A 22,612-nucleotide genomic window follows, 5' to 3' on the forward strand; every position below is an offset into this window, starting at 1 on the left:
CGTGCGCGCATGGCGGCGACGAAGGCCGAGCCCGCGGCGCAGGCCGAGGAAGGGCTCGTGAAGCGGTGGCGGGACATCCTCGCGGTGCACGCGCGCACCCATTGCGAGCTGGACCGCGAGCTGCACGCGCACGGCCTGGGCGCCAGTGACTTCGAGGTCCTCGACGTCCTCGCGACGAGCGAGGCACCGGGCGGGGGCGACGGCTTCCGGGTCCAGGACATCGCCTGCCAGGTCCACTTGAGCCAGAGCGCCCTGTCGCGCCTCATCGGCCGCCTGGAGAAGGACGGCCTCGTCGAGCGCGGCATGTGCGCCACGGACCGCCGCGGCGTCCGCGTCTGCGTGACCGACAAGGGCCGGGCGCTGCACGCCGAGGTGCGGCCGGTGCAGCGCGCGGTGCTCGCGCGCATGCTGGCGGCGCCGGAGGCCTGAGGGCCGCCCCCGGCGCCGGGCCGCTCGCGCTCAGCCGACCGCCGACGTCTCCCGCCACAGCGTGGCGAGGGCGGCGTCGCCCGTGATCTGGGGGAACGGCAGGCGGTTCCACAGGGCCGGATACAGATACGCCGCCTGGCCCGCGACCTCGCAGTCGGCGGGCACGGTGTCGCCGCGCTCGATGACCGGGGTCCCGGTGGACAGGTGCACCGTCCAGGCCGCGTCCGCGTCCGTGGCGCGCACCCGCAGCACGCGCGGCTCCGGGGAGCGCACCTGGCTCCGCTCCCGCGCGTGGAAGCCGAGCAGCAGCTCGTCGATGCCGTCCACGGCGAACTCCGTGCCGACGGCGGTCGGCGTCCCGCCGCGGGCGGACTCGGCGTCCACCCGGTGGATGGCCGTCTCGTTGGCCTGCCGCCGCGCCCAGAACGCGCGCGCCGACGGGGCGGGCAGGAACGTCCAGCAGCTCAGGTCGGGCGGCGCCGCCGCGAGGGTGGCGACGAGGTCGGCGTGGCCCGCGCGGAACCACGCGAGCAGCTCAGCGCCGTCCAGGTCGGGCGCCGCGGCGAAGGCGCGGTACGAGGGGTGCGCGTCGGCGACGAACCCGGCGGCCCAGCGGTGCACCTCGCCCGTGTGCCGCAGCAGGTCACGCACCCGCCAGCCGGGGCACGTGGGCACGGCGGCGCCGGTGCCCGCCTCCTCGGCGGCGAGGGCGAGCAACCGGCCCTCCTGGTCCAGGACTTCGATGTGCTCGGCAGTCTCCATGCGGGGATTGTGCAGGACGGGGCCGCGCCCGTGCGCCGCCGGGGTGCACCGGCGTGCGCGCGGGCCGACGGCGGGCGGGTGGCCGCGGGGGCGGTCGGCCGCGCGCGGGCGCGGCGTCAGCCGGTGCTCGTCGACGCGGGCGTACGGCTCGTCACCCCGGCGACGCACGCGGCGAGCGCGGCGAGCACGGCCACGCTCGTCAGCGCCACCGGCAGCGAGAACCAGTCCGCCATGAACCCGATCGCGGGCGGTCCGAGCAGCATGCCCCCGTACCCGAGCGTGGAGGCGGTGGCCACCCCGCTCGGCCCGGCGAGGGACCCGGCGCGCTCGATCGCCACCGGGAAGATGTTCGCGAGGCCGAGCCCCGTGATCGCGAACCCGGCGAGCGCCGCGCCCGTGGAGGGCGCGAGCGAGCCGAGGAGCATCCCCGCCGCCGCGAGGAGGCCGCCGCCGACGACGGTGCGGGTGCCGCCGAGGCGTTCCAGGAGCGCCGTGCCGGACAGGCGCCCGATCGTCATCGCGAGCGCGAAGCAGGAGTAGCCCGCGGCCGCGACGCCCGGGTGCGCGTCCAGGTCCTGCTCCAGGTGCAGCGCGCCCCAGTCGGCGAGCGCCCCCTCGCCGTACGCCGTGCACACGGCGACGAGCCCGAAGAGCAGGACGAGCCCGCGGGTGCCGCGGCCGGGGCCGCGCTCGGCCGCGGCACGCCCGGCGGCCGGAGCCGGTGGCGCCGGTGCCTCGTGCCGCAGCAGCGTCGGCGCCGTGACGGCGGTGACGAGCAGGCCGATTACCGCGAGCCCGAACAGGTGCCGGGCGGGGGAGAGATGCGCGGCGACCAGGCCGCCGAGGCCCGCGCCGATCATGCCGCCGAGGCTGAACGCGGCATGGAAGCTCGGCATCACAGGGCGGCGCAGCGCCCGTACGACGTCGACGGCCGCGCTGTTCATCGCCACGTTGATGCCGCCGTACGCGGCGCCGAAGACCAGCAGGACGAGGCCGAGCGCGAGCGCCGAGTGCGTCAGCGCGGGCAGGGCGACGCTCAGCGGCATCAGGACGCCGCACGCCACGGTCACGGCATGGCTGCCGAAGCGGCCGCACAGCCGTCCCGTCAGCGTCATCGTCACCACGGCCCCCGCCGAGACCCCGAGCAGCGCGAGACCGAGGGTGCTCGCGGACGCCCCGGTCTGCTCCTTGACGGCCGGGATGCGCACGACCCAGCCCGCGAACAGGAAGCCGTCGAGCGCGAAGAAGACGGTGAGCGCGGCGCGCAGCCGGGAGAGGTCGCGGGAACTGGCCTCGGAAGCCTCTGACGTGGTTTTGTTTAGTAGCGGCACAAAGTCAGCGTAGAGGCGTACCCCGGTATCGGACAAGGTGTGCGGGCCGGGCCCGCCCCGCGGTGCGGCGCGGGCACCGCCGCCGTGGCACGAAGGCGGACGAAACCATGGATCACGGGCGGGCGAAGAGAGGGGAAAGGCCGGATGGCGAAGGAACGGCGGGGCGGCGTAACGGATCATGGGAGACTCGCCCTCATGAACGGGAAGGCTGCCACCCGGGGTGAGGCGCGCACGCGCTTGGAACGAGGGCGTACCGCGCTCGGCCCCGCCCTCGAACTCGTCCACACCGGGCGCGCCCCCACCCGAGCCGTCCTCACCGCCGAACTGGGCGTCACCCGGGCCACGGCAGGGGCCGTGGCGGCGGAGCTCGAGGCGCTCGGTCTGATCAGCGTCGACGCCAGGCCGAGCGCGGCCGCGGGTTCCCAGGGCCGCCCTTCGCACCGGCTCTCCGTCGCCGAGACCGGCCCCGTCGCCCTTGCCGCACAGGTGCACGCCGACGGCTTCCGCGCGGCGCTCGTCGGGCTCGGCGGGCGGATCGTGGCCACCGCGCCGGGCTGCGAGACGATCGACGCCGACCCGGCCCAGGTGCTCGGCACGGTCATCGAGGAGGGCGCGCGGCTGCTGCGCGAGACGGGCAGGCGGTGCGTCGGCGCGGGGCTCGCGGTGCCGTCGGCGGTCGCCGAGCCGGAGGGCACCGCCCTCAACCCGCTGCACCTGGCCTGGCCCGCGGGGGCGCGGGTGCGGGAGATCTTCGCGGACCGCGTCCGCCGGGCGGGCATCGCCGGCCCCGCGTTCACCGGCAACGACGTGAACCTCGCGGCGCTCGCCGAGCACCGGCACGGCGCCGGGCGCGGCGCGCGCGACCTGCTGTGCGTGGCGACCGGGCACCGCGGCGTGGGCGGCGCCCTGGTCCTGGACGGGCGGCTGCACACGGGCAGTTCGGGCCTCGCCCTGGAAGTCGGGCATCTGACGGTGCACTCGGAGGGCCGCCCCTGTCACTGCGGCAGCCGCGGCTGCCTGGACGTGGAGACCGACCCGCTGGCCTTCCTGCGGGAGGTGGGCGTCGCGCCCGGCCCCGAGGGGCTGCTGAACCAGGCCCGCACGCTCCTTGCCGAGCGCATGGACGACCCGGCGGTGCGCACGGCGGCCGAGGCCCTGATCGACCGTCTGGGCCTGGGCCTCGCGGGGCTCGTGAACATCCTCAACCCCGATCGCATCATCCTCGGCGGGCTGCACCGCGCCCTCCTTGAGGCCGACCCGGAGCGGCTGCGCGCCGTCGTCGCCGACCGGAGCCTGTGGGGCCGCAGCGGCGGGGTGCCGATCCTTGCCTGCACCCTGGACCACAACAGCCTGGTGGGGGCCGCCGAGCTGGCCTGGCAGCCGGTGCTCGACGACCCCCTGGGGGCGCTGGTCTAGCCGACCCGGGCGGGCTCGCGCAGGGCGGGCGCGGCGGCCTCGGGGGTCTTCGCGGCGGTGGCGCGCCGCCGCAGGTCCGGTAGGAGGGACAGCAGTCCGAGCACCGCGAGCCCGGCGCCGATCCACAGCGGGGCCCGCAGGCCGTAGGCGTCGATCGCGGGGCCGCCGAGGGACGTCGCGATGATGATGCCGCCGGTGATGAACGACGAGTGGACGCTGTTGACCAGCGGGCCCGTGGTCCCCACGCGCTGGACGCGGGTCACCATCGCCGGGTTCATGGTGACGCCGACCAGGCCGATGCCCAGCATCATCGCCACGGCGGCGACCGGCAGGTCGGCGAGGAGCGCGAAGCCGATGAGGAAGCCGAGGTTCAGCAGCAGCCCGGTCACCAGGACCGGCAGGGTGTACCGGTCGGCGAGGCGGCCGACGATCGTGTTGCCGATGAGGGTGGCGGCGCCGTACGCGATGAGCAGCAGCGGCACGGTGCCGGTGGCGAAGCCGGTGATCTCGGTCAGGATCGGGTTGAGGTAGCTGAAGGCGGCGAACGTCGCGCCGATCACGAAGGTGCTGGTGGTGAGGGTCAGCCAGAGCCTCGGGTTCCTGAACGCGCCGAGCTCCTCGCGCAGTTGGCCGCTGCCGTGGTCGCCCGCCAGGGACGGCACCCCAGCCATGGTCGCGACCGCGGCGAGGGCGGTGAGCGCGGTGATGGCCCAGAACGCGGCGCGCCAGCCGAGGTGTTCGCCGACGACGGTGGCCAGCGGAAGACCGAGGAGCGTGCCCAGCATCAGCCCGTTGAGCGCCACCGCGACGGCCCGGCCGCGGATCTCGGGCCGGGTGAGCTCGGTGGCCATCGAGATGGCGACGCCGAAGAAGGCCTGGGAGGCGACGCCGGTGACGACGCGCGCCCCGAGCATCGTCCAGTAGTCGGGCGCGAGGGCGGCGAGCACATTGCCGGCCAGGAAGATGGCGAAGATCACCATCAGCGCCCGCTTGCGCGGCAGGCGCAGCAGGGCGGCCGTCAGGAACGGGCCGCCGAACGCCATGGCCATGGCGAACGCCGTGATCAGATAGCCGATCTCGGGGATGGTGGCGCCGAGCCCGTCGGCCATCTGCGGCATCAGTCCGGCGACGACGAACTCGCTGGTCACCATGGCGAAGATGCCTAGGGCCAGGACGTATACGGCGCGGGGCATGGTGCTCCTTAGGATGAGCGGATCCAGTATTGGATAGGTCAGTACAAAATGCGGGCAGGGGTGGGCCCGGAAGGTGCCGTGCGGCGGGTGTGTGGGTGGGGGGGGGTGTGCGGGCGGGGGTGGGCGGTTCAGGGCCGGAGCGCGTCCAGGGCGGTGTCGGCGATGGATTCGAGGACCTCGCGGCCCGCGCCCGCCTGGGCCGAGACGCGCATGCCGCCGATGGTCGCGTTGACGAACCGCGCGAGGGCGTCGGCGTCCCGGCCGTTCGTGAGGGTGCCGTCGCGCTGCCCCGCCTCGATCGCGACGCGCAGCAGCCCGAGCCGCAGGCCGAGATCGCGCTCGACCAGGGCGAGCGCGTCGGCGTCGCGCCGGGCGAGCTCGACGACCGTGTTCACGGTGAGGCAGCCGATGCTGCGCTCCTCGTCCCCGCGGTAGTCGTACTCGCTGTCGACGATCCGGGTGAACAGCGCGCGGATCCGGTCCATGCCTGAGCGCTCGCTGTCCTCCAGGATCTCCGCCTGCGGGACGCTCATCAGGTCGATGTAGCGGGACAGGGCCCGTTGGAACAGGGCGTGCTTGCTGGTGAAGGTGTTGTAGATGCTGCTGCGGCCCAGTCCGGTGGCGTCGCACAGGTCCTGGGTCGAAGTGGCCTCATAGCCATTCGCCCAGAAGGCGCGCATCGCCGCGTCCAGGGCCCGCTCCTCGTCGAACGTCCTCGGTCGGGCCATGCGGCCACCGTACCTGTTTTGGAACGTGCGATGCAATACGGGTGTCCGGGGCCGCCGGAGCGGTGGTGAGCAGGGCGTTGTGCCGCCCCGGCGGGCGCGCGGTCAGGTCGCCCACGCCACCGCGAAGGCCCGGCCTGGGTTCGCCGTCAGGACGCGGTCCGTGAGCTCCTCGCCGATAGCGGCGGCAAGGCGCGGCCGCACCCGGCGCAGCAGATGCGGTATGCCGGGGCCCTCGGCCGTGGACCGCGCGGCCGCCGTCGTCGTGTCGCCGCCCAGGAGCAGCGCCGCGCCGTGGCCCGCTGCGGCGACCGCGCGGACCGCGTCCGGCATGCGCCAGTCCGTGGCGTGGTGGGCGCGGGAGGGGCCGTCGTAGGCGAGATAGGCGCCCGCCGCCGCGGCCTGCACGTGGACCTCCAGGTCGGGGGAGCGGTTGAGGTGGCCGAGGATCACCTTGGCGGGCGGCACGTCGAGCGCCCCGCAGAGCAGGTCGAGCACGTCGAGCGCGCCGGTGCCCAGCTCCAGGTGGACCGCGATGGGCGCGCCCGTCGCATGGTGCGCCTCGGCCGCCGCGGCCATGGTCCACCGGGCGTGCGCGTCCAGGCCGTGGAAGCCGCCCGCGACCTTGATGAGCCCGGCGCGCACCCCGCTGTCGCCGATCCCTCGGGTGAGCTCCCGTACGAAGAGCGCGGCCAAGTCACCCTCGCGCAAGGCCGCGAGCGTCTCCGGCGCGTAGTGCGCGGCCTGGTGCAGGCCCGTGGCCGCCACGATCCGCACCCCCGCCGCCCGGGCCAGGGCGGGCAGCGCCTCCGCGCGGCGGCCCATGCCGTGCGGGGTCCACTGCGCCACGCAGCCGCCGCCCGCGGCCCGGAAGGCCGCCAGTTCGGCGGCGGCGGACTCCACCGAGTCCAGCTCCTGGCCCGGCAGGAGCGGGCTGCGCAGGAACAGGTGGTCGTGCGCGTCACAGACGCCGAGCTCGTCCGGCGCGACGTCGCCCGTGACCGTCCGCACCGCCGCCGCGCTCACCACGACCGCCCCCGCGGCAGCCGGTCGAGCTCGGGCCGGGAGCAGTGCAGGACCTGGAACACCTCACCGGCCGCCTGCGGGGCCTCCTGCTCCCAGAGCGAGAAGGTCACCGCCTCCCAGTGCCGCGGATCCACGGCCACCACGGCGGCGACGTTCCCGTCCCTGGCCGCCAACGCCCGCGCCTCGGCCAGGAGTTCCTCCGCGAGCCGCGCGCTGCCGGTGTCGTGCGGGACGGGCCTGCGGTGGCGCACGGCGATCCTCGGCGCGGCCCCTTCGGCGCCTCCGGCCTCGTACCCGAGCGTCATCCAGTGCCGCACCTCCGGCCGCCCGAAGTCGTCGCACAGGCCCTGGAAGCCGGGTCCCCACAGGAACGTGTTCAGGCCTTCGGCCGTGTGCCACAGGTAGAACGGCGCGTACTGGTTCACGGGCGAGCCGTCGACGCCGCGCTCGCGCATCAGATAGGCCTTGAAGCCCAACCCGGGGAAGGAGTCCAGGAGATGCCCCTTCGTCGCCACCCGCTCACGGATGACATCCATGTCGTAGTCGGCGGGCAGGGTGATCTCGTACTGCTTGGCGTGCATGCTGTTCCTGTCTCGGCGGGGTATCGGTGGGGTCTCAGGCGGTCGGGTACGCCGCGTCGGCGACGAGCTCTTCCCAGGTGGCCGCTGTGCCGTCCGCGCCCGCCTCGACCACGGCGAGGTGCGTCATGAACGTGCGCGGCGCGGCGCCGTGCCAGTGCCGCTCGCCCGGCTCGATCCACACGGTGTCGCCCGCCCGGATCCGCTCGACGGGCCCGCCTTCGCGCTGCACCAGGCCCTCGCCCTCGGTCACGTGCAGGACCTGGCCGTGCGGGTGGCGGTGCCAGGCGGTGCGGGCGCCCGGAGCGAAGTGGACGCTGAACATCCGTAGCCGGGAGGGAGGTTCGGGGCTCGCGATCTCATCGAGCCAGACGGTTCCGGTGAAGTGCTCGGCGGGGCCCTGAACGCTTTCGGCGCGGGTGCGGGTGACGTGCATCGTGGGTTCCTCGGGAGGTGGAGGCGACGGGGTGATCAGTGCGTCGTACGGGGCGCGAGCAGTGCGAGCAGGCCGCGCACGCCCGCCTCGAACGCCTCGGGGGAGCCGGTGGCGCGCGCGAGGACATAGCCGCCCTGCACGGTGGCGACGATCGTCGACGCCGTCTCGGCGGCGTCGAGTGACGGGCTGAACTCGCCCTGGTCCACGCCCTCCTGGACGATCCCGGCGAGCCGCTCGCGCAGCCAGCTCAGGGTCTCGGTGACCGGCGCGCGCAGCTCCTCGCTCGCGATGACGTCCGGGTCCATCGTCAGCCGCCCGACGGGGCAGCCGCGCAGGACGTCGCGCTCGCGCAGCAGATACGCGGCGACGCGCTCGTACGCCGAACCGTCGCCCGCGAGGACCGCGTCGGCGGTGGCGCGCATCTCCTGTGCCGTGCGCCGGATCGCGGCGAGCGCGAGATCGGGCTTGCCCGAGAAGTGGTGGTACATGCTGCCCTGTCCGGCGCCCGCGTGCTGCTGGATCGCCTTGGGGCTCGTGCCCACATAGCCCCGCTCCCACAGCAGCTCGCGGGTGGACTCGATCAGACGTTCCGGAGTGGTCATGCCGACACTGTACATACTAATAGGTACAGAGTGCGAGGTGAGAGGGTACGCGACCCCCTGCGGCCGGGTGGGGAGCAGGCGCGTCGCCGCTGCGTACTCCCGGGGAGGTACGCGTACGGCCGCTGGCCGTACGACGACTTCGCGACGGCGCAGGACCAGGCTCGAAGGCGGCGGACAGCACTGCTCGCCATCCCGATGCACCACTCCGTTTCCACCACTTCCGCTGCCAAGGAGAGGGACACCATGCACACCCTGGCATTCGACGGCGGGCCCGGCCCGTGGATCCTGTTCTTCCCGCTGGTCTGGGCGGCCGTCGTGGTCGGCGTCGTCACGGTCCTGCGCCGCACCGTGTGGCGCGGCCGGGGCGGGCCCTGGCGGCGGCCCGGCCCGGGCGTCGACCCGAAGTCCCCGATCGCCGTGCTCGGCCACCGCTTCGCCGCCGGAGAGATCGACGAGGACGAGTACTGGCGGCGCCTGAGCGTCCTGAACGAGGAGTTCGGCCGCGCCGCCAAGGGAGGCCGGTCATGAGCACGGCCACCCCCGCGCCCTCCACCGCCGTCCGCTACGCCGCGCGGGTCGAGCGGGCCGTGAAGGTCTACGGCTCGCCCGGCGCCCCGAGCGGACGGGCGGCGGTGACCGACGTGACCACCGTGACCGCCCTCGACGGGGTGAGCGTCGGCTTCCCCGCCGGGCGTTTCACCGCGATCATGGGCCCCTCCGGCTCCGGCAAGTCCACCCTGATGCACTGCGCAGCGGGCTTGGACACGCTCACCTCCGGGACCGCCTACATCGGCGACACCGACCTCGGCTCCCTGGACGACCGGCGCCTGACGCTGCTGCGCCGCGACCGCGTCGGCTTCGTCTTCCAGGCCTTCAACCTGGTGCCGACCCTGACCGTCGCCGAGAACATCACGCTCCCGATGGACCTCGCGGGGCGCGCCGCCGACCCCGCCTGGCTGGACACCCTCATCGACGTCGTCGGCCTGGGCGACCGGCTGCGCCACCGGCCCGCCGAACTCTCCGGCGGCCAGCAGCAGCGCGTCGCCGTGGCACGGGCGTTCGCGGGGCGGCCCGAGGTCGTCTTCGCCGACGAGCCCACCGGCAACCTGGACTCGCGCTCCGGCGATGAGGTCCTCGGGCTGCTCGGCCGCGCGGTGCGCCAGACGGGCCGCACCGTCGTCATGGTCACCCACGACCCGGTCGCCGCCGCGCACGCCGACGAGGTGATCTTCCTCGCCGACGGCCGTCTCGTGGACCGCCTCGCGTCCCCCACGGCCGACAAGGTCCTGGACCGCCTGAAGGCCTTCGAGGCGACGGGCGCGGTCCGCTCCGGCGTGGCCTCCTACGACGCCTACGGCTCCGCGGCGTACGGCGTGCCCGGCGCCGACGACGACGAGGAAGGAGCACCGTCATGACCGCCCGGCCCGCTCTGCCGGCGCCCGTGCGCCTGAGCCTCACCTCGCTGCGCGGCCACAAGCGCCGCTTCGCGGGCACGTTCCTCGCGGTGCTGCTCGGCGTCGCCTTCCTGGCGGGCACCCTCGTCATGGGCGACACCCTGCGCGCCAGCTTCGACACGATGTTCGGCGACGCCAGCCGCGGCACCGACGCGGTCGTACGCGGCGAGAACACGATCACCACGCCCGGCGAGAGCCAAGGCGTCCGCCGCCCCGTCGACACCGGTCTCATCGAGCGGCTCGAGCGGGTGACGGGCGTCGCGGCCGTCGCGGCCAGCATCCAGGGCGCCGGGCAACTCGTCGGCAAGGACGGCGACCCCGTCGGCGGCCAGGGCCCGCCCACCCTCGCGGGCAACTGGATCACCGACGCCGAACTGAACCCCTACCGGCTCGCCGAGGGGCGGGCCCCGGCGACGTCCGGCGAGGTCGTCGTCAACCGCGGCGCCGCCGAGAGCGGCGACCTGAGGATCGGCGACACGACGACGCTGCGCACCCCCGACCCCGTACGGGTGACCGTCGTGGGCCTCGCCACGTTCGCCGGCGAGGACGGCATGGCGCAGACGACGTTCACCGGCATGACCCGCGCCGACGCGGAGAAGTACCTCATGCCCAAGCCCGGCGAGGCCTCCTCCCTCCAGGTGCGGGCCGCACCCGGAACCAGCCAGGGCGCCCTCGTCGACGCGCTCGCCGCCGTCCTGCCCCGCGGCGTGGAGGCGATCACCGGCCAGGAGGCGGCGGACGAGAACTCCGAGATGATCTCGGGTCAGTTCCTGACGCTGTTCACGACGTTCCTGCTCGTCTTCTCCGGCGTCGCGCTGCTCGTGGCGACGTTCTCCATCCACAACACGTTCGCGATCGTCGTCGCCCAGCGCACCCGCGAGAACGCCCTGCTGCGCGCGCTCGGCGCGTCCCGCCGCCAGGTCACGGGGGCGACGCTGATCGAAGCGGGCGCCGTCGCGGTCGTCGCCTCCGCGGCGGGACTCGCGGGCGGGATCGGCATCGCGGCCGGGCTCCAGGCGCTGTTCCCCGCCATCGGATTCCCCTTCCCCGAAGGCGACTTGGTGATCAGCGGCACCTCGCTCCTGCTGCCCCTCGCGGTCGGCGTCGTCGTCTGCCTGGCCTCCGCGCTGCTGCCCGCCGCCCGCGCCGGACGCACCGCGCCGCTCGCCGCGCTGCGCGAGACCGCCGTCGACCACGCGGGCGCCTCGCGCACCCGGGCCGTGGCGGGCGGCGCCCTCGCCCTCGTCGCCGTCGCGCTCGCCCTGGTGGGCGTCCTCGCCGAGCCGTCGATCTGGCTCGCGGGGACCGGTGCCGTCCTCGCGCTCGCCGCCTTCGTGGTCCTCGGCCCCGTCGCGGCCACGCGCGCGATCCGGTTCCTCGGCGCCCCGCTGGACCGGCTGCGCGGGGTCACCGGAGCCCTCGCCCGCCGCAACGCGCTGCGCGGCCCCAAGCGCACCGCCGCCACCGCCAGCGCCCTGATGATCGGCGTCGCCGTGGTCTCGCTGTTCACGGTCTTCGGCGCGTCCTTGAAGGCGACCATGGACCAGACGGTGTCCCGGTCCTTCGCCGGGGACATCGCGGTCAGCACGCCCTCGTTCGGCGCCGGGGGCAGCGGGCTCAGCCCCCGCCTCGCCCCCGCGATCGCCGAGCGCCCCCAGGTGGCGACCGCCGTCGGCCTCGGCAGGGGAGTGGCCGAAGTGGACGGCCAGGGCCGGGCGTTGACCGTCACCGACCCGGTCGCCCTCGCCAGGTCCTTCGACCTCGGCACGGTCCAGGGCTCCCTGGACCGGCTCGGCGACGACGGCATCGCCGTGACCCGCGCGGAGGCGGACGAACGGCACCTGAAGGTCGGCGACCGCACCGTGCTGGCCTTCACCGACGGCAAGAAGGACACCTTCACCGTCCGCGCCGTCTACGGACGCTCGGAACTCGTGGGCGACTACGTCATCACCCGGCAGGCCTGGGCCCCGCACCGCGTCCAGGACTCCGACACGTTGGTCTCCGTCACCTTCAAGGACGGCGTGAGCACCGCCGACGGCAAGGCCGCCGTCTCCGACGTCGCGAAGGCGTACGGCAATCCAGAAGTGCAGACCCGCGACGAGTACGCGCGGTCGTCGGCCGGAGGCATCGACATGATGCTGACCCTCGTGTACGCGCTGCTCGCCCTCGCCGTCGTCATCGCCCTGCTCGGCATCGCCAACACCCTGACCCTCGCCCTGCACGAACGCACCCGGGAGCTCGGCCTGTTGCGGGCCGTCGGACAGACCCGCGCGCAGCTGCGCGCCATGGTCCGCTGGGAGTCCGTCCTGGTGGCCGCGTTCGGCACGGCGGGCGGGCTCGCGCTCGGCGGCTTCCTCGGCTGGGTCCTGGTCAAGGCGTCCGACGGGGCGTCCGACAGCGACTTCGCGTTCGCCCTGCCGCCGCTCCAGCTCACCGTGGTGGTGCTGGTGGGCCTGATCGCGGGCGCCCTCGCGGGCCTGCGTCCGGCGCGGCGCGCGGCACGCCTCGACGTGCTGCGCGCGATCGCGGCGGAGTGAGCGAGCGCCCCCGGGAAGTCACCGCTGAAGTCACCGCCCGGTCAGCCAGGAACGGCCGACCGGGCGGGAGCGTGCGCGCCGACGGGGGGCGCGGCGAAGGCGCCCGCGCCCGTGGCGTGGTAGCCGGGGTACGGGGGACACGACGTCAGGTCCACGGCGGGAGCGGGCGCCGAGAGCGCGAACCAGACGACCTTGCCCGTGTCGCCCTCCGGCCGCACCCCCCAGCTCTCGCTGACCGCGGCGACCATCGCCAGGCCCCGGCCGCAGGTCTCGAACGGCTCCGCGTCGCGCACCTGGGGCAGCCGCGGATCGTGGTCGTGGACGGAGACGAGGAGCCGGCCGAGCATGAGCTCGATGTCGACGGTGCACACCTTGTCCGGCTCCGCGTGCCGGTGGACGTTGGTGAGCAGCTCGGTCACGCCGAGCGCGGCCCGGTCTATCAGCGGATCGAGATGCCAGTAGCGCAACTGCGCCGATACGATTCTGCGGACTTGGCCGATCCGCGACGGCAGAACTTGGAGCTCTACCGTGCACTGCCTGCTTGGCTGGCTGATCACGGTGCGACTCCCCGAAGTGAGGTCCGGAAGAATTCGTCGTTCCGATCCAGCAGGGGCCGCGCGCTCTTCGCCGCCTGCTGTGGGCCGGCGGGCTGGTTCGCAGCGTCATCGCCGGTAAACCCAGAGTAGTGATGTGAGACCAGAGTGACGCAGGGGGTGCGGGCACGCAACTCGCGCCCCGCGCGGCGGCGTCAGACCCGCTGCCCGCCGGCGGCGGCGCGGAGCGCCGCGAGGAACGCGTGGACGGTGGGCGGCCCGGTCTCCCCCGGCACCGGATCGTGGTCGCCGAGCGTGAGGCGGTAGCGGGTGCCGTTGACCTCCGCCAGGGCCCGGTCGTGCGGGGCGAACCACGGCTTCGCCGCCCGCACCGCGCGCACCGGCGCGCTGTCGATCTCCGTGCCGTAGCTGGTGAGCAGCTCCAGCCTGCCGTCGTTGATCCGGACCTGCCCCGCGCGGGTCAGCGACCGCAGCCGCTTCCCGATCCCTACGCCCGTGGCCGTGAACTCCGGCTCTGCCATGAGGCTCCGCCCCCTCGCGCGCGGTGGTGTGCCGCTCGTGGTCTGCCGCGGCGTGCGGTGCGCCGCGGGGCTTGGTCTGCCGCTGTCCGTGCGGCGCCGTCCGGCGCCCTGCCCGGGACCCTACCCCGGCCCCGTGCGGTGCAGTGTGCACGCGCCCGGCGCCGAGCACTAGGGCGCATGGCCACGTCGCACATGCCACTTCCGCGCGTCACCACGAGGGGCCGACGGCGCGTCCGGATGGCGGCGGCAGCCGCGCCTTTGAGGTACCAAAAGGAGTGTTTATGCAGGTGAGGGTGGTGTTGTGGGTGTTTATCATCGAGGTGTCCGGCCGGATCGAACCGCGTCCGGCATGAGCGCGAGGAGTCACGCGGTGAGCACCACCCAGTACGACCCGACCGGCGATCCGGCCGTCACCCTCGATGTCGACCGCAGCGACGCGGACTACCGGTCCTGGCTGAAAGAAGCCGTGCGCAAGGTCCAGGCCGACGCCAATCGTTCGGCCGACACGCATCTGCTGCGCTTCCCGCTGCCCGAGCACTGGGGCATCGACCTGTACCTCAAGGACGAGTCCACGCACCCCACCGGCAGCCTCAAGCACCGCCTCGCCCGCTCGCTGTTCCTGTACGGCCTGTGCAATGGCTGGATCAGGCCCGGGCGCCCCGTGATCGAGGCGTCCAGCGGCTCCACGGCCGTGTCCGAGGCCTACTTCGCGAAGCTGATCGGCGTGCCCTTCATCGCGGTGATGCCGCGCACGACCAGCGCCGAGAAGTGCCGCCTCATCGAGTTCCACGGCGGCCAGTGCCACTTCGTGGACGACTCGCGCACGATGTACGCCGAGTCCGCCGCCCTCGCCGTCGAGACCGGCGGCCACTACATGGACCAGTTCACCTACGCGGAGCGGGCCACGGACTGGCGCGGCAACAACAACATCGCCGAGTCGATGTACCAGCAGCTGCGCCTGGAGCGCTATCCGGAGCCCGCCTGGATCGTGGCCACCGCCGGGACCGGCGGCACCTCCGCGACCATCGCCCGCTACGTGCACTACATGCAGCACGACACCCGCATCTGCGTCGCCGACCCCGACAACTCCTGCTTCTTCGACGGCTGGACGCACCACGACCCGGACGCCACCAGCGACTGCGGCTCCCGCATCGAGGGCATCGGCCGCCCCCGCATGGAGCCGAGCTTCGTGCCCGGCGCCATCGACCGCATGATGAAGGTCCCGGACGCGGCCAGCATCGCCGCGGTCCGCGCCCTGGAGCAGGTCATCGGCCGCAAGGCGGGCGGCTCGACGGGCACGGGCCTGTGGAGCGCCCTGAAGATCGTCGCTGAGATGGTGGCCGAGGGCCGCACCGGCAGCGTCGTCACCCTCCTGTGCGACCCCGGCGACCGCTACCTGGACAAGTACTACTCGGACGCGTGGCTCGCCGAGCAGGGCCTGGACATCGCGCCGTACGCGGCGGCCATAGAGACACTGCTCGCCACCGGGAAGTGGGCGGGGGCGTAGCCCGTCGGGGACCCCGCAGGGCGCCGGACTTGACCTTCACGCCGACGTGAAGGTCAAGTCTTGAGCCATGGACACACCACACCCGAACGAGTTCAACCAGCGCGTCATCGAGGAGTTCCGCGCGCGAGGCGGCCAGGTGGGCGGCCCCTTCACCGGGCAGTCGCTGCTCCTCCTGACGACCGTGGGCGCCCGGTCGGGCCTGCCCCGCACCACCCCCGTGGTCTATCTGCCCGACGGCCCGGACCGGCTGGCCGTGTTCGCCTCGAACGGCGGCGCCCCGGCCGCCCCCGCCTGGTACCACAACCTGACCGCGCGCCCCCGGGTGACCGTGGAGGTCGGCGAGCGCGCCTACGAAGCCCGCGCCACCGAGGCCACCGGCGAGGACCGGGACCGCCTGTGGGCCCGGCAGGTCGCGGACCGGCCGGAGTTCGCGGACTTCCAGGCGCGTACGACGCGACGCATCCCCGCGGTCGTCCTGACCCCGTGGCACGACCCCGCCTGACCGCCACGCCCACGCCACGGTCTACGCTCCCGTCGACGACGTGATCGCAGGACGACGTGATCCAGGACGACGTGATCAGAAGGGAGCGCGATGCGCATCGGGGAGCTCGCCCGCGCCACCGGCACCACGACGCGCGCCCTGCGGTACTACGAGGAGCAGGGCCTGCTGCGCCCCGACCGGTCCGCCAACGGCTACCGCAGCTACGGCGAAGGGGCCGTGCGCGTCGTGGCGAACATCCGGCTGCTCCTGGCCGCCGGACTCACCACCGAGGACCTCCAGCTGATCGACGGATGCCTGCGGGACGAACTGACCGGCGCCCACGCCTGCGCGGACCCCGGCCCGAAGATCGAGGTCTTCGAACAACGGCTCGCCCTGCTCGAGGGGCGCATCAACGACCTCGTCGAGGTTCGTGACCAGCTGCTCGACAGACTGTCCGACCTGCGCCGCCCGGTCGCGACGGCGGGCCGGGGCCGCTAGGGCCCCAGGCCCTAGGCCTTCGTGCCCGAAAGCCGCCGGTCCAGGTTCCGGACGGCGTCCTGGAAGTTCTTGCCGAGGCCCCTGCCGCCGTAGCGGTAGAAGAGGCGCATCAGGCCCTTGGGCTCGACGGCGAAGGTCCACTGGACGCGCGTTCCCGCACCCGAGGGCTCAAGGAGCCACTCCTCGGCCAGCGCGCGCACCCCGGGCGCGTTGGTGCGGTCGACGCGGTAGGCGTACCGCTCCGGCGCGTCCGAGGCGAGGATCGTCTCCAGCAGGCGGACCCCGGCCCGCAGGCGGACCGCGCGCCCCGCGCCGTCCGGCGTGAGCTGCGCCCGGGTGACCGCCGTGAACCACGCGGGCCACTGCTCCACGTCCACGGCGAGGGCCTCGAACACCTTCTCCGGCGGCGCGGCGACGTCACGCGCGAAGACGTGCCGCACGGGCGCCTCCACGAGGAACTCGAGCCCGACGGGCCTCAGCTGGCGTCGCATCGTACGCGGACCCCCAACGGACGTAGGGAGCGAGCAAGGTTCCCCCCAGTGCAGCACGCGCACCGCGCCCAGGGGAACCGGCTGACGCCCGTGGATGCCCTGAGGGGCCCTCAGTCGCCGCCGGACGCCGTCAGCTGGTCGCGGACTCCACGGGGCCCGCGGACTCCACGGGGCCCGCCGGGCCTTCCGAGCCCGCGGCGCCCTCGGAGGTGTCCGGCTCGCCCGCCACGATCAGGCGGCGCAGCCGCTCGGAGATCTCCGCGCGCGCCTCGCCCGGCAGGCCCGCGTCCGTCACCAGCGTGTCCACCTGGTTCAGCGTGGCGAAGGAACTCAGACCCACCGTGCCCCACTTGGTGTGGTCGGCGACCACGACGACACGGCGGGCGGACCGCACCAGGCGCCGGTTGGTCTCCGCCTCCGCGAGGTTGGGCGTCGACAGGCCCGCGTCGGCCGCTATGCCGTGCACCCCGAGGAACAGCACGTCGAAGTGCAGGGCCGCGATCGCCTGGTCGGCGACGGGGCCGACCAGCGAGTCCGAGGGCGTGCGCACGCCGCCGGTGAGGACCACCGTGGCCGCCCCCTGCCGCTGGCCCGAGAGCGGCTGCGCGGAGTGGAACACGTCCGCGACCCGCACCGAGTTCGTCACCACCGTCAGATCCGGCACGTCGAGGAGGTGGTGGGCGAGCGCGTACGTCGTCGTGCCGCCGGACAGCGCGATCGCCGTGCCCGGCACCACCAGCGCCGCCGCCGCGCGCGCGATGTCCTCCTTGGCGCTGAGCTCGAGGCCCGACTTGGCCTCGAAGCCCGGCTCGTGCGTGCTCGCCTCCGGCACCGGGACGGCGCCGCCGTGGACCTTCTCCAGGACGCCCTGACGCGCAAGCGCGTCCAGGTCGCGGCGGACCGTCATGTCCGACACGCCGAGCTTCCTCGTCAGTTCGTTCACCCGGACGCCGCCGCGGCGGCGGACCTCGTCCAGGATCAGGGCGCGGCGCTGCTCCGCGAGGAGGTTCTGATTCTCACTCACGTCAGGCCCAGCCCCTTCACCTCGTACAAGCCCCGCACCGGGTCGCCTCATCCTCGCACGCGCCACCGGCGGATAACGAAGGGGGAGATTACGTGAGAGCCGTGCGCGCGCCGCCCTGAGCCTGGATCCTTGGTCCCCTGCACGGCACAGCGACACAACGGGGGAAGCGGAACAGTGGAGCGCGCCACGGCGGACCAGACCGCCCGTATCGAGGAACCACCCGTCACGGCTCAGGACCGCCATGCCGGTCCGGTGGAACGCACCGCCCTGGAGCTCCTCGTCCACGGAGTGGGGGGCACCACACCGCAGGAGATGCTGGACGATCCCCGGACCGTCCGCGTCCTGGGCGACGAGACCGCGGCCGTCCACCGCCGCGCCGACGACGTCGACGCCGAGGCCCACCCGGAGGACTACCGCGACCGCCCGGTCCCCGAGGCCTACGTCTGGTCCAACCTGACCTCCGGCAACGGCTCCCGGGCGCTGTGGCTCCTGCTGCTGCCCTTCATGGTGGTCAACCTCGCGCACTGGATGCGCCCCACCGCCCGCCGCATGCGGCGCACGGTCCGCGCCTACGGCCTCCTGGTGCGCCTGGTGGCCCTGACGCTCACGGTGCTCCTGACCGCCGCGGCCTGCGAGATCGCGATCGACCTGGCGGCCTGGCAGTGCGCGGGCACGCGCGCGTGCGTGAGCGACCACTCCTGGCTCGGCTTCCTCGCCCCGGACGCGGCCGGGGGCGGCGGCTGGTGGTCCCAGCCCGGACGCCGCCTCGCCCTCGCCGCCCTCCTGCCCGCCGCGCTCACCGGCCTGCTCTGGTACCTGTCCCACCGCACCTGGAGCGCCTACGAGTCCCAGCAGCCGCTGCCGCACCAGCCGGATCCCGAGGAGACCAGCCGCACCGCCCTCGGCCGCCCCGGGTTCTGGTACGGGCGCAGGCTCGTCGCCCGCCTTCGCGGCGCCCACACCGCCGCCGGCCTGCTCACGGTCGCCGCCGCCGTCGGCGCGGCCGCGGCCCGCTACGACCGGCGCCCGGGCGGCCCCGCGCTCCTGAACGCCCTCGGCTGGACCCTCCTAGCGGCCCTCACGGCATCGGCGGTCTTCGTGGTGTGGGTGGTGTGCCGCAGGGGCCGCAGCGAACGCCGCCTCGACCAGCGGCTCGACCGCACGCTCGTGCGCGGCCTGCCGCTCGCCAGCCTCGTCCTGCTCGTCCTCGCGGTCCTGTACGCCGGCTGGTCGCGCCCCGAGTGGACCTCCACGGGCGGGCTTCCGGGCAACGCCACCTTCGGCGGCATCGCCCTCGTCCAGGGCGCCCTGGTCCTGGCCCTCGCCGCGACCGCCACCTCCCTGTACCGCGCGGCGCCCGACGCCCGCACCGCGATGCGCGGCCTCGGCGGCCCCGCCGTGGCGATGCTCGCCTGCGCGCTCGGCGGCGTGATGTCCGGCGGCGGCTCCCAGCGCGTCGCCGACTGGCTGGACGGCACCGGCGGCACCATCGAGGGCCCGCCCGCCCTGCTCACCTGGCAGGCCTCCGTGATCCCGCCGCTGCTCGTGGTCATCGCGGTCCTGTGCGGCGTGCTCGGCGTGCGCGTCGCGGGCCGACTGCGGCGCGAACGCCTCCAGGTGCCCCGCGACTACCCCGGCGAGCGCCCCGACACCGCCCGCACGCGCCGCATCGCGCGCAGGCGCGCCAGCGCCACCCTCACCGACCGGGTGCCGGTGCTCGTCTGCGTCACCTCCGCCACCACCCTGCTGCTCGGCGCTGGGGCGCTCGCCGGAGCCTGGGTGAGCGGGCGGACCCCGGCCGAGGCGGCGAAGGACGCGCCCGCCTTCGTCGCGGGCACCGCCGAGACCGCGCAGGCCCTCGGCTCCTGGCTGATCGGCCTCGGCTTCATACTGTTCGTCACCTGGGGCCGCCGCGCCTACCGCGACGCCTCCGCCCGCCGCACCATCGGCATCCTCTGGGACGTCGGCACGTTCTGGCCGCGCGCCGCCCATCCGTTCGCGCCGCCCTGCTACGCCGAGCGCGCCGTGCCGGACCTGACCTGGCGCATGCACACCTGGACCCGTGCCACCGGCGGCCGCCTCGTCCTCTCCGGGCACTCCCAGGGCAGCGTCCTCGCCGCCGCTGCGGCCTGGCAGCTGCTGCCCTCCGTACGCAAGCGCGTCGCCCTGCTCACCTACGGCTCCCCGCTGGAGCGGCTGTACGGGCGCTGGTTCCCCGCGCACTTCGGGCCCGCCGCGCTGAGCACCCTGCACCGCGAGGTCGACTGCTGGCGCAACCTCCACCGCGACACCGACCCGATCGGCGGCCCCGTCCGGCTGCACGGCGACTGCGGCCCCCAGGTCGACCGCGCCGTGCTCAAGGACCCCCTGGCGTACGGCCGCACCGCGGCGCACCCGCTGCCCGCGCCCATCCTCGGGCACGGCGACTACCAGGCCGATCCGGCGTTCGCCGAGGAGCGCGCGCGGCTGCTCGCCCGGCTCAGGCCCCCCGTGCCGCGCCCGCAGACACGGGCCACGGCGCCGGACGCCGCGCCGAACGGGGCGATGGAAGGGCCCGGGCGGAGGCCTACGGCAGGCCGGGAAGGTCCGGCAGGTCCTCCGGGTACAGCAGGGTGAGGTCGTCCGTGCTGGGCGTCTGAAGCTGGGCGACACGGCCCGCGTGCCGCTCGACCATGGCCTCGAACGTCTGCCGCGCGGTGCGGCCGTTGCCGAACGTGGGCCCCTTGGGGAGCAGCGCGAAGTACTTCAGGAGCGCCTCGCCCGTGCCCGCGCCGAGCGTGTACTCGTGCTCGTCCGTCTGCTGCTCGACGATGCGCAGGAGCTCCTCGGCGGCGTAGTCGCCGAACGTGATGGTGCGGGAGAAGCGGGACGCCACACCGGGGTTGACCGACAGGAAGCGGTTCATCTCCTCCGTGTAGCCCGCGACGATCACCACGACGGCCTCGCGGTGGTCCTCCATCAGCTTCACCAGCGTGTCGATCGCCTCCCGGCCGAAGTCACGGCCGGAGTCCTCCGGCGACAGCGCGTACGCCTCGTCGATGAACAGCACGCCGCCGCGCGCCTTCTCGAAGGCCTCCTGCGTACGGATCGCCGTCGAGCCGATGTGCTCGCCCACCAGGTCCACGCGCGACACCTCGACGAGGTGGCCGCGCTCCAGGACGCCGAGCGAGGCGAGGATCTCGCCGTAGAGCCGGGCCACGGTCGTCTTGCCCGTGCCGGGGGAGCCGGTGAACACCAGGTGGCGGCGGACCGACGCGGCCTTGAGGCCCGCCTCCTGACGCCGCCGCCCCACCTCGATCATGTCGGTGAGCGCCCGCACCTCGCGCTTGACGCTCTCCAGGCCCACCAGCGCGTCCAGCTCCCCGAGCACGTCCTTCGAGGTGCGCGCGGGCGGCGCGGCGGGCGGCGCGGCGGGCGGTGCGGCGGGCCGCTCGGTGACGCGCGGCTCGGGCACCGCGCCGAGCAGGCCCGTGGACTGCGTGGCCGTCAGCGGAGCCGCCTGCGGCGGCGCGGTCCTGGCGCTGGCGCTCTCGTCGCTGGTGCAGTCCTCGGCCGTCGGCCCGTCCTCGGAGAACTCATAGCCCCCGCGCGCGCACCGCTCGGTGCGGCACCGCTTCAGGGAGGTGCGGCAGCCGTCGATGACGTGGAAGCCGTAGCCGCCGCTGCCGGTGACCTTGCAGCGCTGGAAGCTGCCCCGGCCGCCCGCGGAGACGTAGAAACCGGCCTCGGCGGGCGAGGTGACCGTGCAGCGCTCCAGGACCGGATCGGCGCCCTTGGTGACGATCACCCCGGTCTGGGTGCCGTCGATCGCGCAGTCCGCGAGGACGCCGCCGCTGCCGTGGTCGCGGAACCAGGCGCCGGTGGCGGCCTCCCGGATGCGCACGTCGTCGAGCTGCGCCGTCGCGCCGTCGCTCACCGACACGGCGGTGTTGCGGACCTGCGTCAGATCGCTGTCTATGACGTCGACGCGCGAGCCGCGGTCGAGGACGAACAGCGCGTCCGGCACGTCGTGCACCCGGCACGACTCCAGGACGGCCGTCGCGCCGTCGCTGACCCACACCGCCGGATAGTCGCCCGTACTGTCGTGGATCTCGCACTGGTTGGCGTCGACGCGCGTGCCCGGGTCCCACACGGACAGGCCGTTGCGGCCGAACTCGCGCACTGTACTGCGCGTCAGCGTCAGGACCGAGCGCGAGCGCAGGTCGACGGCGTTCTCGGGGATGTCGTGGATGCGGCAGTCGGCGAGCGTGAGGACCGCGTCCGTGTCCAGCGTGACGCCGTCGGACGTGGTGCGGTGCACGGCGCAGTCCGTGAGGTGCGCGGTGGCCCGCGCGGTGATCTGCACGCCCGCGCCCTTGACCTCGTACACCTCGCAGCCGACGGCCTCCAGGCCGCTGGCCTCGCCGGTCACCGAAAGGCCAGCGCCCGACGCGTGGTGCACCCGGCAGCGCTCCAGGCGCGGATGCCCGCCGCCGCGCACCGCGACGCCGGACTGGCCCGCGGCCACGACCTCGCACTCCTCGAACACGCCGCCCCCGCCGTCGAGCACGGCGATGCCGATGCCGCCCGGGTTGTCGACGGTGCAGCGGCGCAGCGTCGGGCGGGCGCCGCCGCGTACCTCGATCCCGGCCGCCGAGCGCGTCAGGACGCGGATGTCGGTGAGCTCCGGCGCCCCGTCCTCGACGAGCAGCGCGGGCGCGGCCGAGTCTTGGCCCTCGATGTGCAGGTCCTGCACCACCGCGGAGGCGCGCACCGTCAGCGGCACGCCGTCGGCGGGCGCGATGCGCACGGAGCCGGGGGAGCCCTCGGGGCCGCGCAGCGTCACCGCGCGCTGGACGACGAGGTTCTCGCGGTACGTCCCCGGGGCGACCGTCAGGACGTCCCCGTCACCCGCGGCCTCCAGGGCGGCGGCCAGCGATGCGTACTCGCCCGTGCGGCGCCGCCATCGCGACGTACCGGTGTGCGTCACCTGGACCGTGCCCTGTGCCATGGAGTTGCTCTGCCCCCACCTCGACGTACGCGGGACCTCACGCCCGCGCGCAAGGGG

22 protein-coding genes are annotated in these 22,612 nt (G+C 74.5%); 9 read left to right on the forward strand and 13 right to left on the reverse strand.

What is annotated here, in order from left to right; translation table 11 throughout:
- The first annotated feature begins 9 nt into the window (after positions 1–9).
- Entirely contained in the window at positions 10–429 is a 420-nt protein-coding gene (locus AC07A4_RS33425; RefSeq protein ID WP_478606046.1) for a MarR family winged helix-turn-helix transcriptional regulator, read from the forward strand.
- Between the two features lie 30 nt (positions 430–459).
- Here the strand turns inward: AC07A4_RS33425 and AC07A4_RS33430 are convergent, their stop codons facing one another.
- Positions 460–1,191 carry a maleylpyruvate isomerase family mycothiol-dependent enzyme gene (locus AC07A4_RS33430; protein ID WP_478606048.1) on the reverse strand — a complete coding sequence of 244 codons (732 nt, stop codon included), beginning with the start codon at positions 1,189–1,191 and terminating at the stop codon, positions 460–462.
- 116 nt (positions 1,192–1,307) lie between these two features.
- Entirely contained in the window at positions 1,308–2,522 is a 1,215-nt protein-coding gene (locus AC07A4_RS33435; protein ID WP_478606050.1) for an MFS transporter, read from the reverse strand.
- Positions 2,523–2,717: 195 nt separating this feature from the next.
- Between AC07A4_RS33435 and AC07A4_RS33440 the strand changes: the two genes are divergently transcribed.
- A complete protein-coding gene (locus tag AC07A4_RS33440; RefSeq protein ID WP_478606052.1) occupies positions 2,718–3,938 on the forward strand; it encodes an ROK family protein in 1,221 nt (406 codons plus the stop codon).
- Here AC07A4_RS33440 and AC07A4_RS33445 read toward each other — a convergent pair.
- From AC07A4_RS33445 to AC07A4_RS33470, 6 genes are all read right to left on the reverse strand, one after another.
- Positions 3,935–5,131: an MFS transporter gene (locus AC07A4_RS33445; RefSeq protein ID WP_478606054.1), complete on the reverse strand. Its 1,197-nt coding sequence runs from the start codon at positions 5,129–5,131 to the stop codon at positions 3,935–3,937. The two genes, AC07A4_RS33440 and AC07A4_RS33445, sit on opposite strands and share 4 nt — an antisense overlap.
- Positions 5,132–5,259: 128 nt before the next feature.
- Positions 5,260–5,859, reverse strand: a complete 600-nt coding sequence (locus AC07A4_RS33450; RefSeq protein ID WP_478606056.1) for a TetR/AcrR family transcriptional regulator — start codon at positions 5,857–5,859, stop codon at positions 5,260–5,262.
- Between the two features lie 102 nt (positions 5,860–5,961).
- A complete protein-coding gene (locus AC07A4_RS33455; protein WP_478606058.1) occupies positions 5,962–6,885 on the reverse strand; it encodes a phosphotriesterase family protein in 924 nt (307 codons plus the stop codon).
- Complete coding sequence (locus AC07A4_RS33460) at positions 6,879–7,463, reverse strand: DUF4865 family protein (protein WP_478606061.1); 585 nt, start codon at positions 7,461–7,463, stop codon at positions 6,879–6,881. Before AC07A4_RS33460 ends, AC07A4_RS33455 begins: the two co-directional genes overlap by 7 nt.
- A 34-nt stretch (positions 7,464–7,497) precedes the next feature.
- Entirely contained in the window at positions 7,498–7,896 is a 399-nt protein-coding gene (locus tag AC07A4_RS33465; protein ID WP_478606063.1) for a (R)-mandelonitrile lyase, read from the reverse strand.
- A 35-nt stretch (positions 7,897–7,931) separates the two neighbouring features.
- Positions 7,932–8,513 (reverse strand): TetR/AcrR family transcriptional regulator, encoded by a 582-nt coding sequence (locus AC07A4_RS33470; RefSeq protein WP_478606066.1) that lies wholly within the window; start codon positions 8,511–8,513, stop codon positions 7,932–7,934.
- A 228-nt stretch (positions 8,514–8,741) separates the two neighbouring features.
- On the opposite strand from AC07A4_RS33470, the gene AC07A4_RS33475 reads away from it, so the two are divergent.
- From AC07A4_RS33475 to AC07A4_RS33485, 3 genes are read left to right on the forward strand one after another with little or no spacing between them, the layout of a single operon-like run.
- Positions 8,742–9,026, forward strand: a complete 285-nt coding sequence (locus AC07A4_RS33475) for an SHOCT domain-containing protein (protein ID WP_478606069.1) — start codon at positions 8,742–8,744, stop codon at positions 9,024–9,026.
- Complete coding sequence (locus tag AC07A4_RS33480; protein ID WP_478606070.1) at positions 9,023–9,913, forward strand: ABC transporter ATP-binding protein; 891 nt, start codon at positions 9,023–9,025, stop codon at positions 9,911–9,913. The genes AC07A4_RS33475 and AC07A4_RS33480 overlap by 4 nt, the downstream gene beginning before the upstream one ends.
- Before the next feature lie 14 nt (positions 9,914–9,927).
- Positions 9,928–12,489, forward strand: coding sequence for an ABC transporter permease (locus AC07A4_RS33485; protein WP_478606265.1), 2,562 nt, complete (start codon positions 9,928–9,930; stop codon positions 12,487–12,489).
- 41 nt (positions 12,490–12,530) lie between these two features.
- Here the strand turns inward: AC07A4_RS33485 and AC07A4_RS33490 are convergent, their stop codons facing one another.
- Both AC07A4_RS33490 and AC07A4_RS33495 read right to left on the reverse strand, forming a co-directional pair.
- Positions 12,531–13,046 carry an ATP-binding protein gene (locus AC07A4_RS33490; protein ID WP_478606073.1) on the reverse strand — a complete coding sequence of 172 codons (516 nt, stop codon included), beginning with the start codon at positions 13,044–13,046 and terminating at the stop codon, positions 12,531–12,533.
- Between the two features lie 191 nt (positions 13,047–13,237).
- Positions 13,238–13,564 carry a hypothetical protein gene (locus AC07A4_RS33495; protein ID WP_478606075.1) on the reverse strand — a complete coding sequence of 109 codons (327 nt, stop codon included), beginning with the start codon at positions 13,562–13,564 and terminating at the stop codon, positions 13,238–13,240.
- Between the two features lie 370 nt (positions 13,565–13,934).
- Between AC07A4_RS33495 and cds1 the strand changes: the two genes are divergently transcribed.
- From cds1 to AC07A4_RS33510, 3 genes are all read left to right on the forward strand, one after another.
- The gene (gene cds1, locus AC07A4_RS33500; RefSeq protein WP_478606078.1) at positions 13,935–15,071 is read left to right on the forward strand and encodes an L-cysteine desulfhydrase Cds1; all 1,137 of its coding nucleotides are present in this window, start codon (positions 13,935–13,937) and stop codon (positions 15,069–15,071) included.
- Between the two features lie 67 nt (positions 15,072–15,138).
- Positions 15,139–15,573: a nitroreductase family deazaflavin-dependent oxidoreductase gene (locus tag AC07A4_RS33505; protein ID WP_478606081.1), complete on the forward strand. Its 435-nt coding sequence runs from the start codon at positions 15,139–15,141 to the stop codon at positions 15,571–15,573.
- 90 nt (positions 15,574–15,663) lie between these two features.
- Positions 15,664–16,050: a MerR family transcriptional regulator gene (locus AC07A4_RS33510; protein WP_478606084.1), complete on the forward strand. Its 387-nt coding sequence runs from the start codon at positions 15,664–15,666 to the stop codon at positions 16,048–16,050.
- Positions 16,051–16,061: 11 nt separating this feature from the next.
- Here the strand turns inward: AC07A4_RS33510 and AC07A4_RS33515 are convergent, their stop codons facing one another.
- The gene (locus AC07A4_RS33515) at positions 16,062–16,541 is read right to left on the reverse strand and encodes an SRPBCC family protein (protein WP_478606087.1); all 480 of its coding nucleotides are present in this window, start codon (positions 16,539–16,541) and stop codon (positions 16,062–16,064) included.
- Between the two features lie 130 nt (positions 16,542–16,671).
- Complete coding sequence (locus AC07A4_RS33520; protein ID WP_478606090.1) at positions 16,672–17,565, reverse strand: DeoR/GlpR family DNA-binding transcription regulator; 894 nt, start codon at positions 17,563–17,565, stop codon at positions 16,672–16,674.
- Positions 17,566–17,877: 312 nt separating this feature from the next.
- Between AC07A4_RS33520 and AC07A4_RS33525 the strand changes: the two genes are divergently transcribed.
- Positions 17,878–20,181, forward strand: coding sequence for a hypothetical protein (locus tag AC07A4_RS33525; RefSeq protein ID WP_478606267.1), 2,304 nt, complete (start codon positions 17,878–17,880; stop codon positions 20,179–20,181).
- Here AC07A4_RS33525 and AC07A4_RS33530 read toward each other — a convergent pair.
- Entirely contained in the window at positions 20,132–22,555 is a 2,424-nt protein-coding gene (locus AC07A4_RS33530) for a right-handed parallel beta-helix repeat-containing protein (RefSeq protein WP_478606093.1), read from the reverse strand. The genes AC07A4_RS33525 and AC07A4_RS33530 overlap by 50 nt on opposite strands.
- Between the last annotated feature and the right edge of the window lie 57 nt (positions 22,556–22,612).

The organism is Streptomyces sp. NPDC043996 (genome assembly GCF_056435225.1).

Coding starts and splice junctions, on each gene's coding strand:
- AC07A4_RS33495 (WP_478606075.1), bottom strand. CDS start 13,564: ATGGCAGAGCCGGAGTTCACGGCCACGGGCGTAGGGATCGGGAAGCGG.
- AC07A4_RS33465 (WP_478606063.1), bottom strand. CDS start 7,896: ATGCACGTCACCCGCACCCGCGCCGAAAGCGTTCAGGGCCCCGCCGAG.
- AC07A4_RS33505 (WP_478606081.1), top strand. CDS start 15,139: ATGGACACACCACACCCGAACGAGTTCAACCAGCGCGTCATCGAGGAG.
- AC07A4_RS33450 (WP_478606056.1), bottom strand. CDS start 5,859: ATGGCCCGACCGAGGACGTTCGACGAGGAGCGGGCCCTGGACGCGGCG.
- AC07A4_RS33470 (WP_478606066.1), bottom strand. CDS start 8,513: ATGTACAGTGTCGGCATGACCACTCCGGAACGTCTGATCGAGTCCACC.
- AC07A4_RS33515 (WP_478606087.1), bottom strand. CDS start 16,541: ATGCGACGCCAGCTGAGGCCCGTCGGGCTCGAGTTCCTCGTGGAGGCG.
- AC07A4_RS33530 (WP_478606093.1), bottom strand. CDS start 22,555: ATGGCACAGGGCACGGTCCAGGTGACGCACACCGGTACGTCGCGATGG.
- AC07A4_RS33445 (WP_478606054.1), bottom strand. CDS start 5,131: ATGCCCCGCGCCGTATACGTCCTGGCCCTAGGCATCTTCGCCATGGTG.
- AC07A4_RS33475 (WP_478606069.1), top strand. CDS start 8,742: ATGCACACCCTGGCATTCGACGGCGGGCCCGGCCCGTGGATCCTGTTC.
- AC07A4_RS33480 (WP_478606070.1), top strand. CDS start 9,023: ATGAGCACGGCCACCCCCGCGCCCTCCACCGCCGTCCGCTACGCCGCG.
- AC07A4_RS33510 (WP_478606084.1), top strand. CDS start 15,664: ATGCGCATCGGGGAGCTCGCCCGCGCCACCGGCACCACGACGCGCGCC.
- AC07A4_RS33430 (WP_478606048.1), bottom strand. CDS start 1,191: ATGGAGACTGCCGAGCACATCGAAGTCCTGGACCAGGAGGGCCGGTTG.
- AC07A4_RS33440 (WP_478606052.1), top strand. CDS start 2,718: ATGAACGGGAAGGCTGCCACCCGGGGTGAGGCGCGCACGCGCTTGGAA.
- AC07A4_RS33525 (WP_478606267.1), top strand. CDS start 17,878: ATGCTGGACGATCCCCGGACCGTCCGCGTCCTGGGCGACGAGACCGCG.
- AC07A4_RS33460 (WP_478606061.1), bottom strand. CDS start 7,463: ATGCACGCCAAGCAGTACGAGATCACCCTGCCCGCCGACTACGACATG.
- AC07A4_RS33425 (WP_478606046.1), top strand. CDS start 10: ATGGCGGCGACGAAGGCCGAGCCCGCGGCGCAGGCCGAGGAAGGGCTC.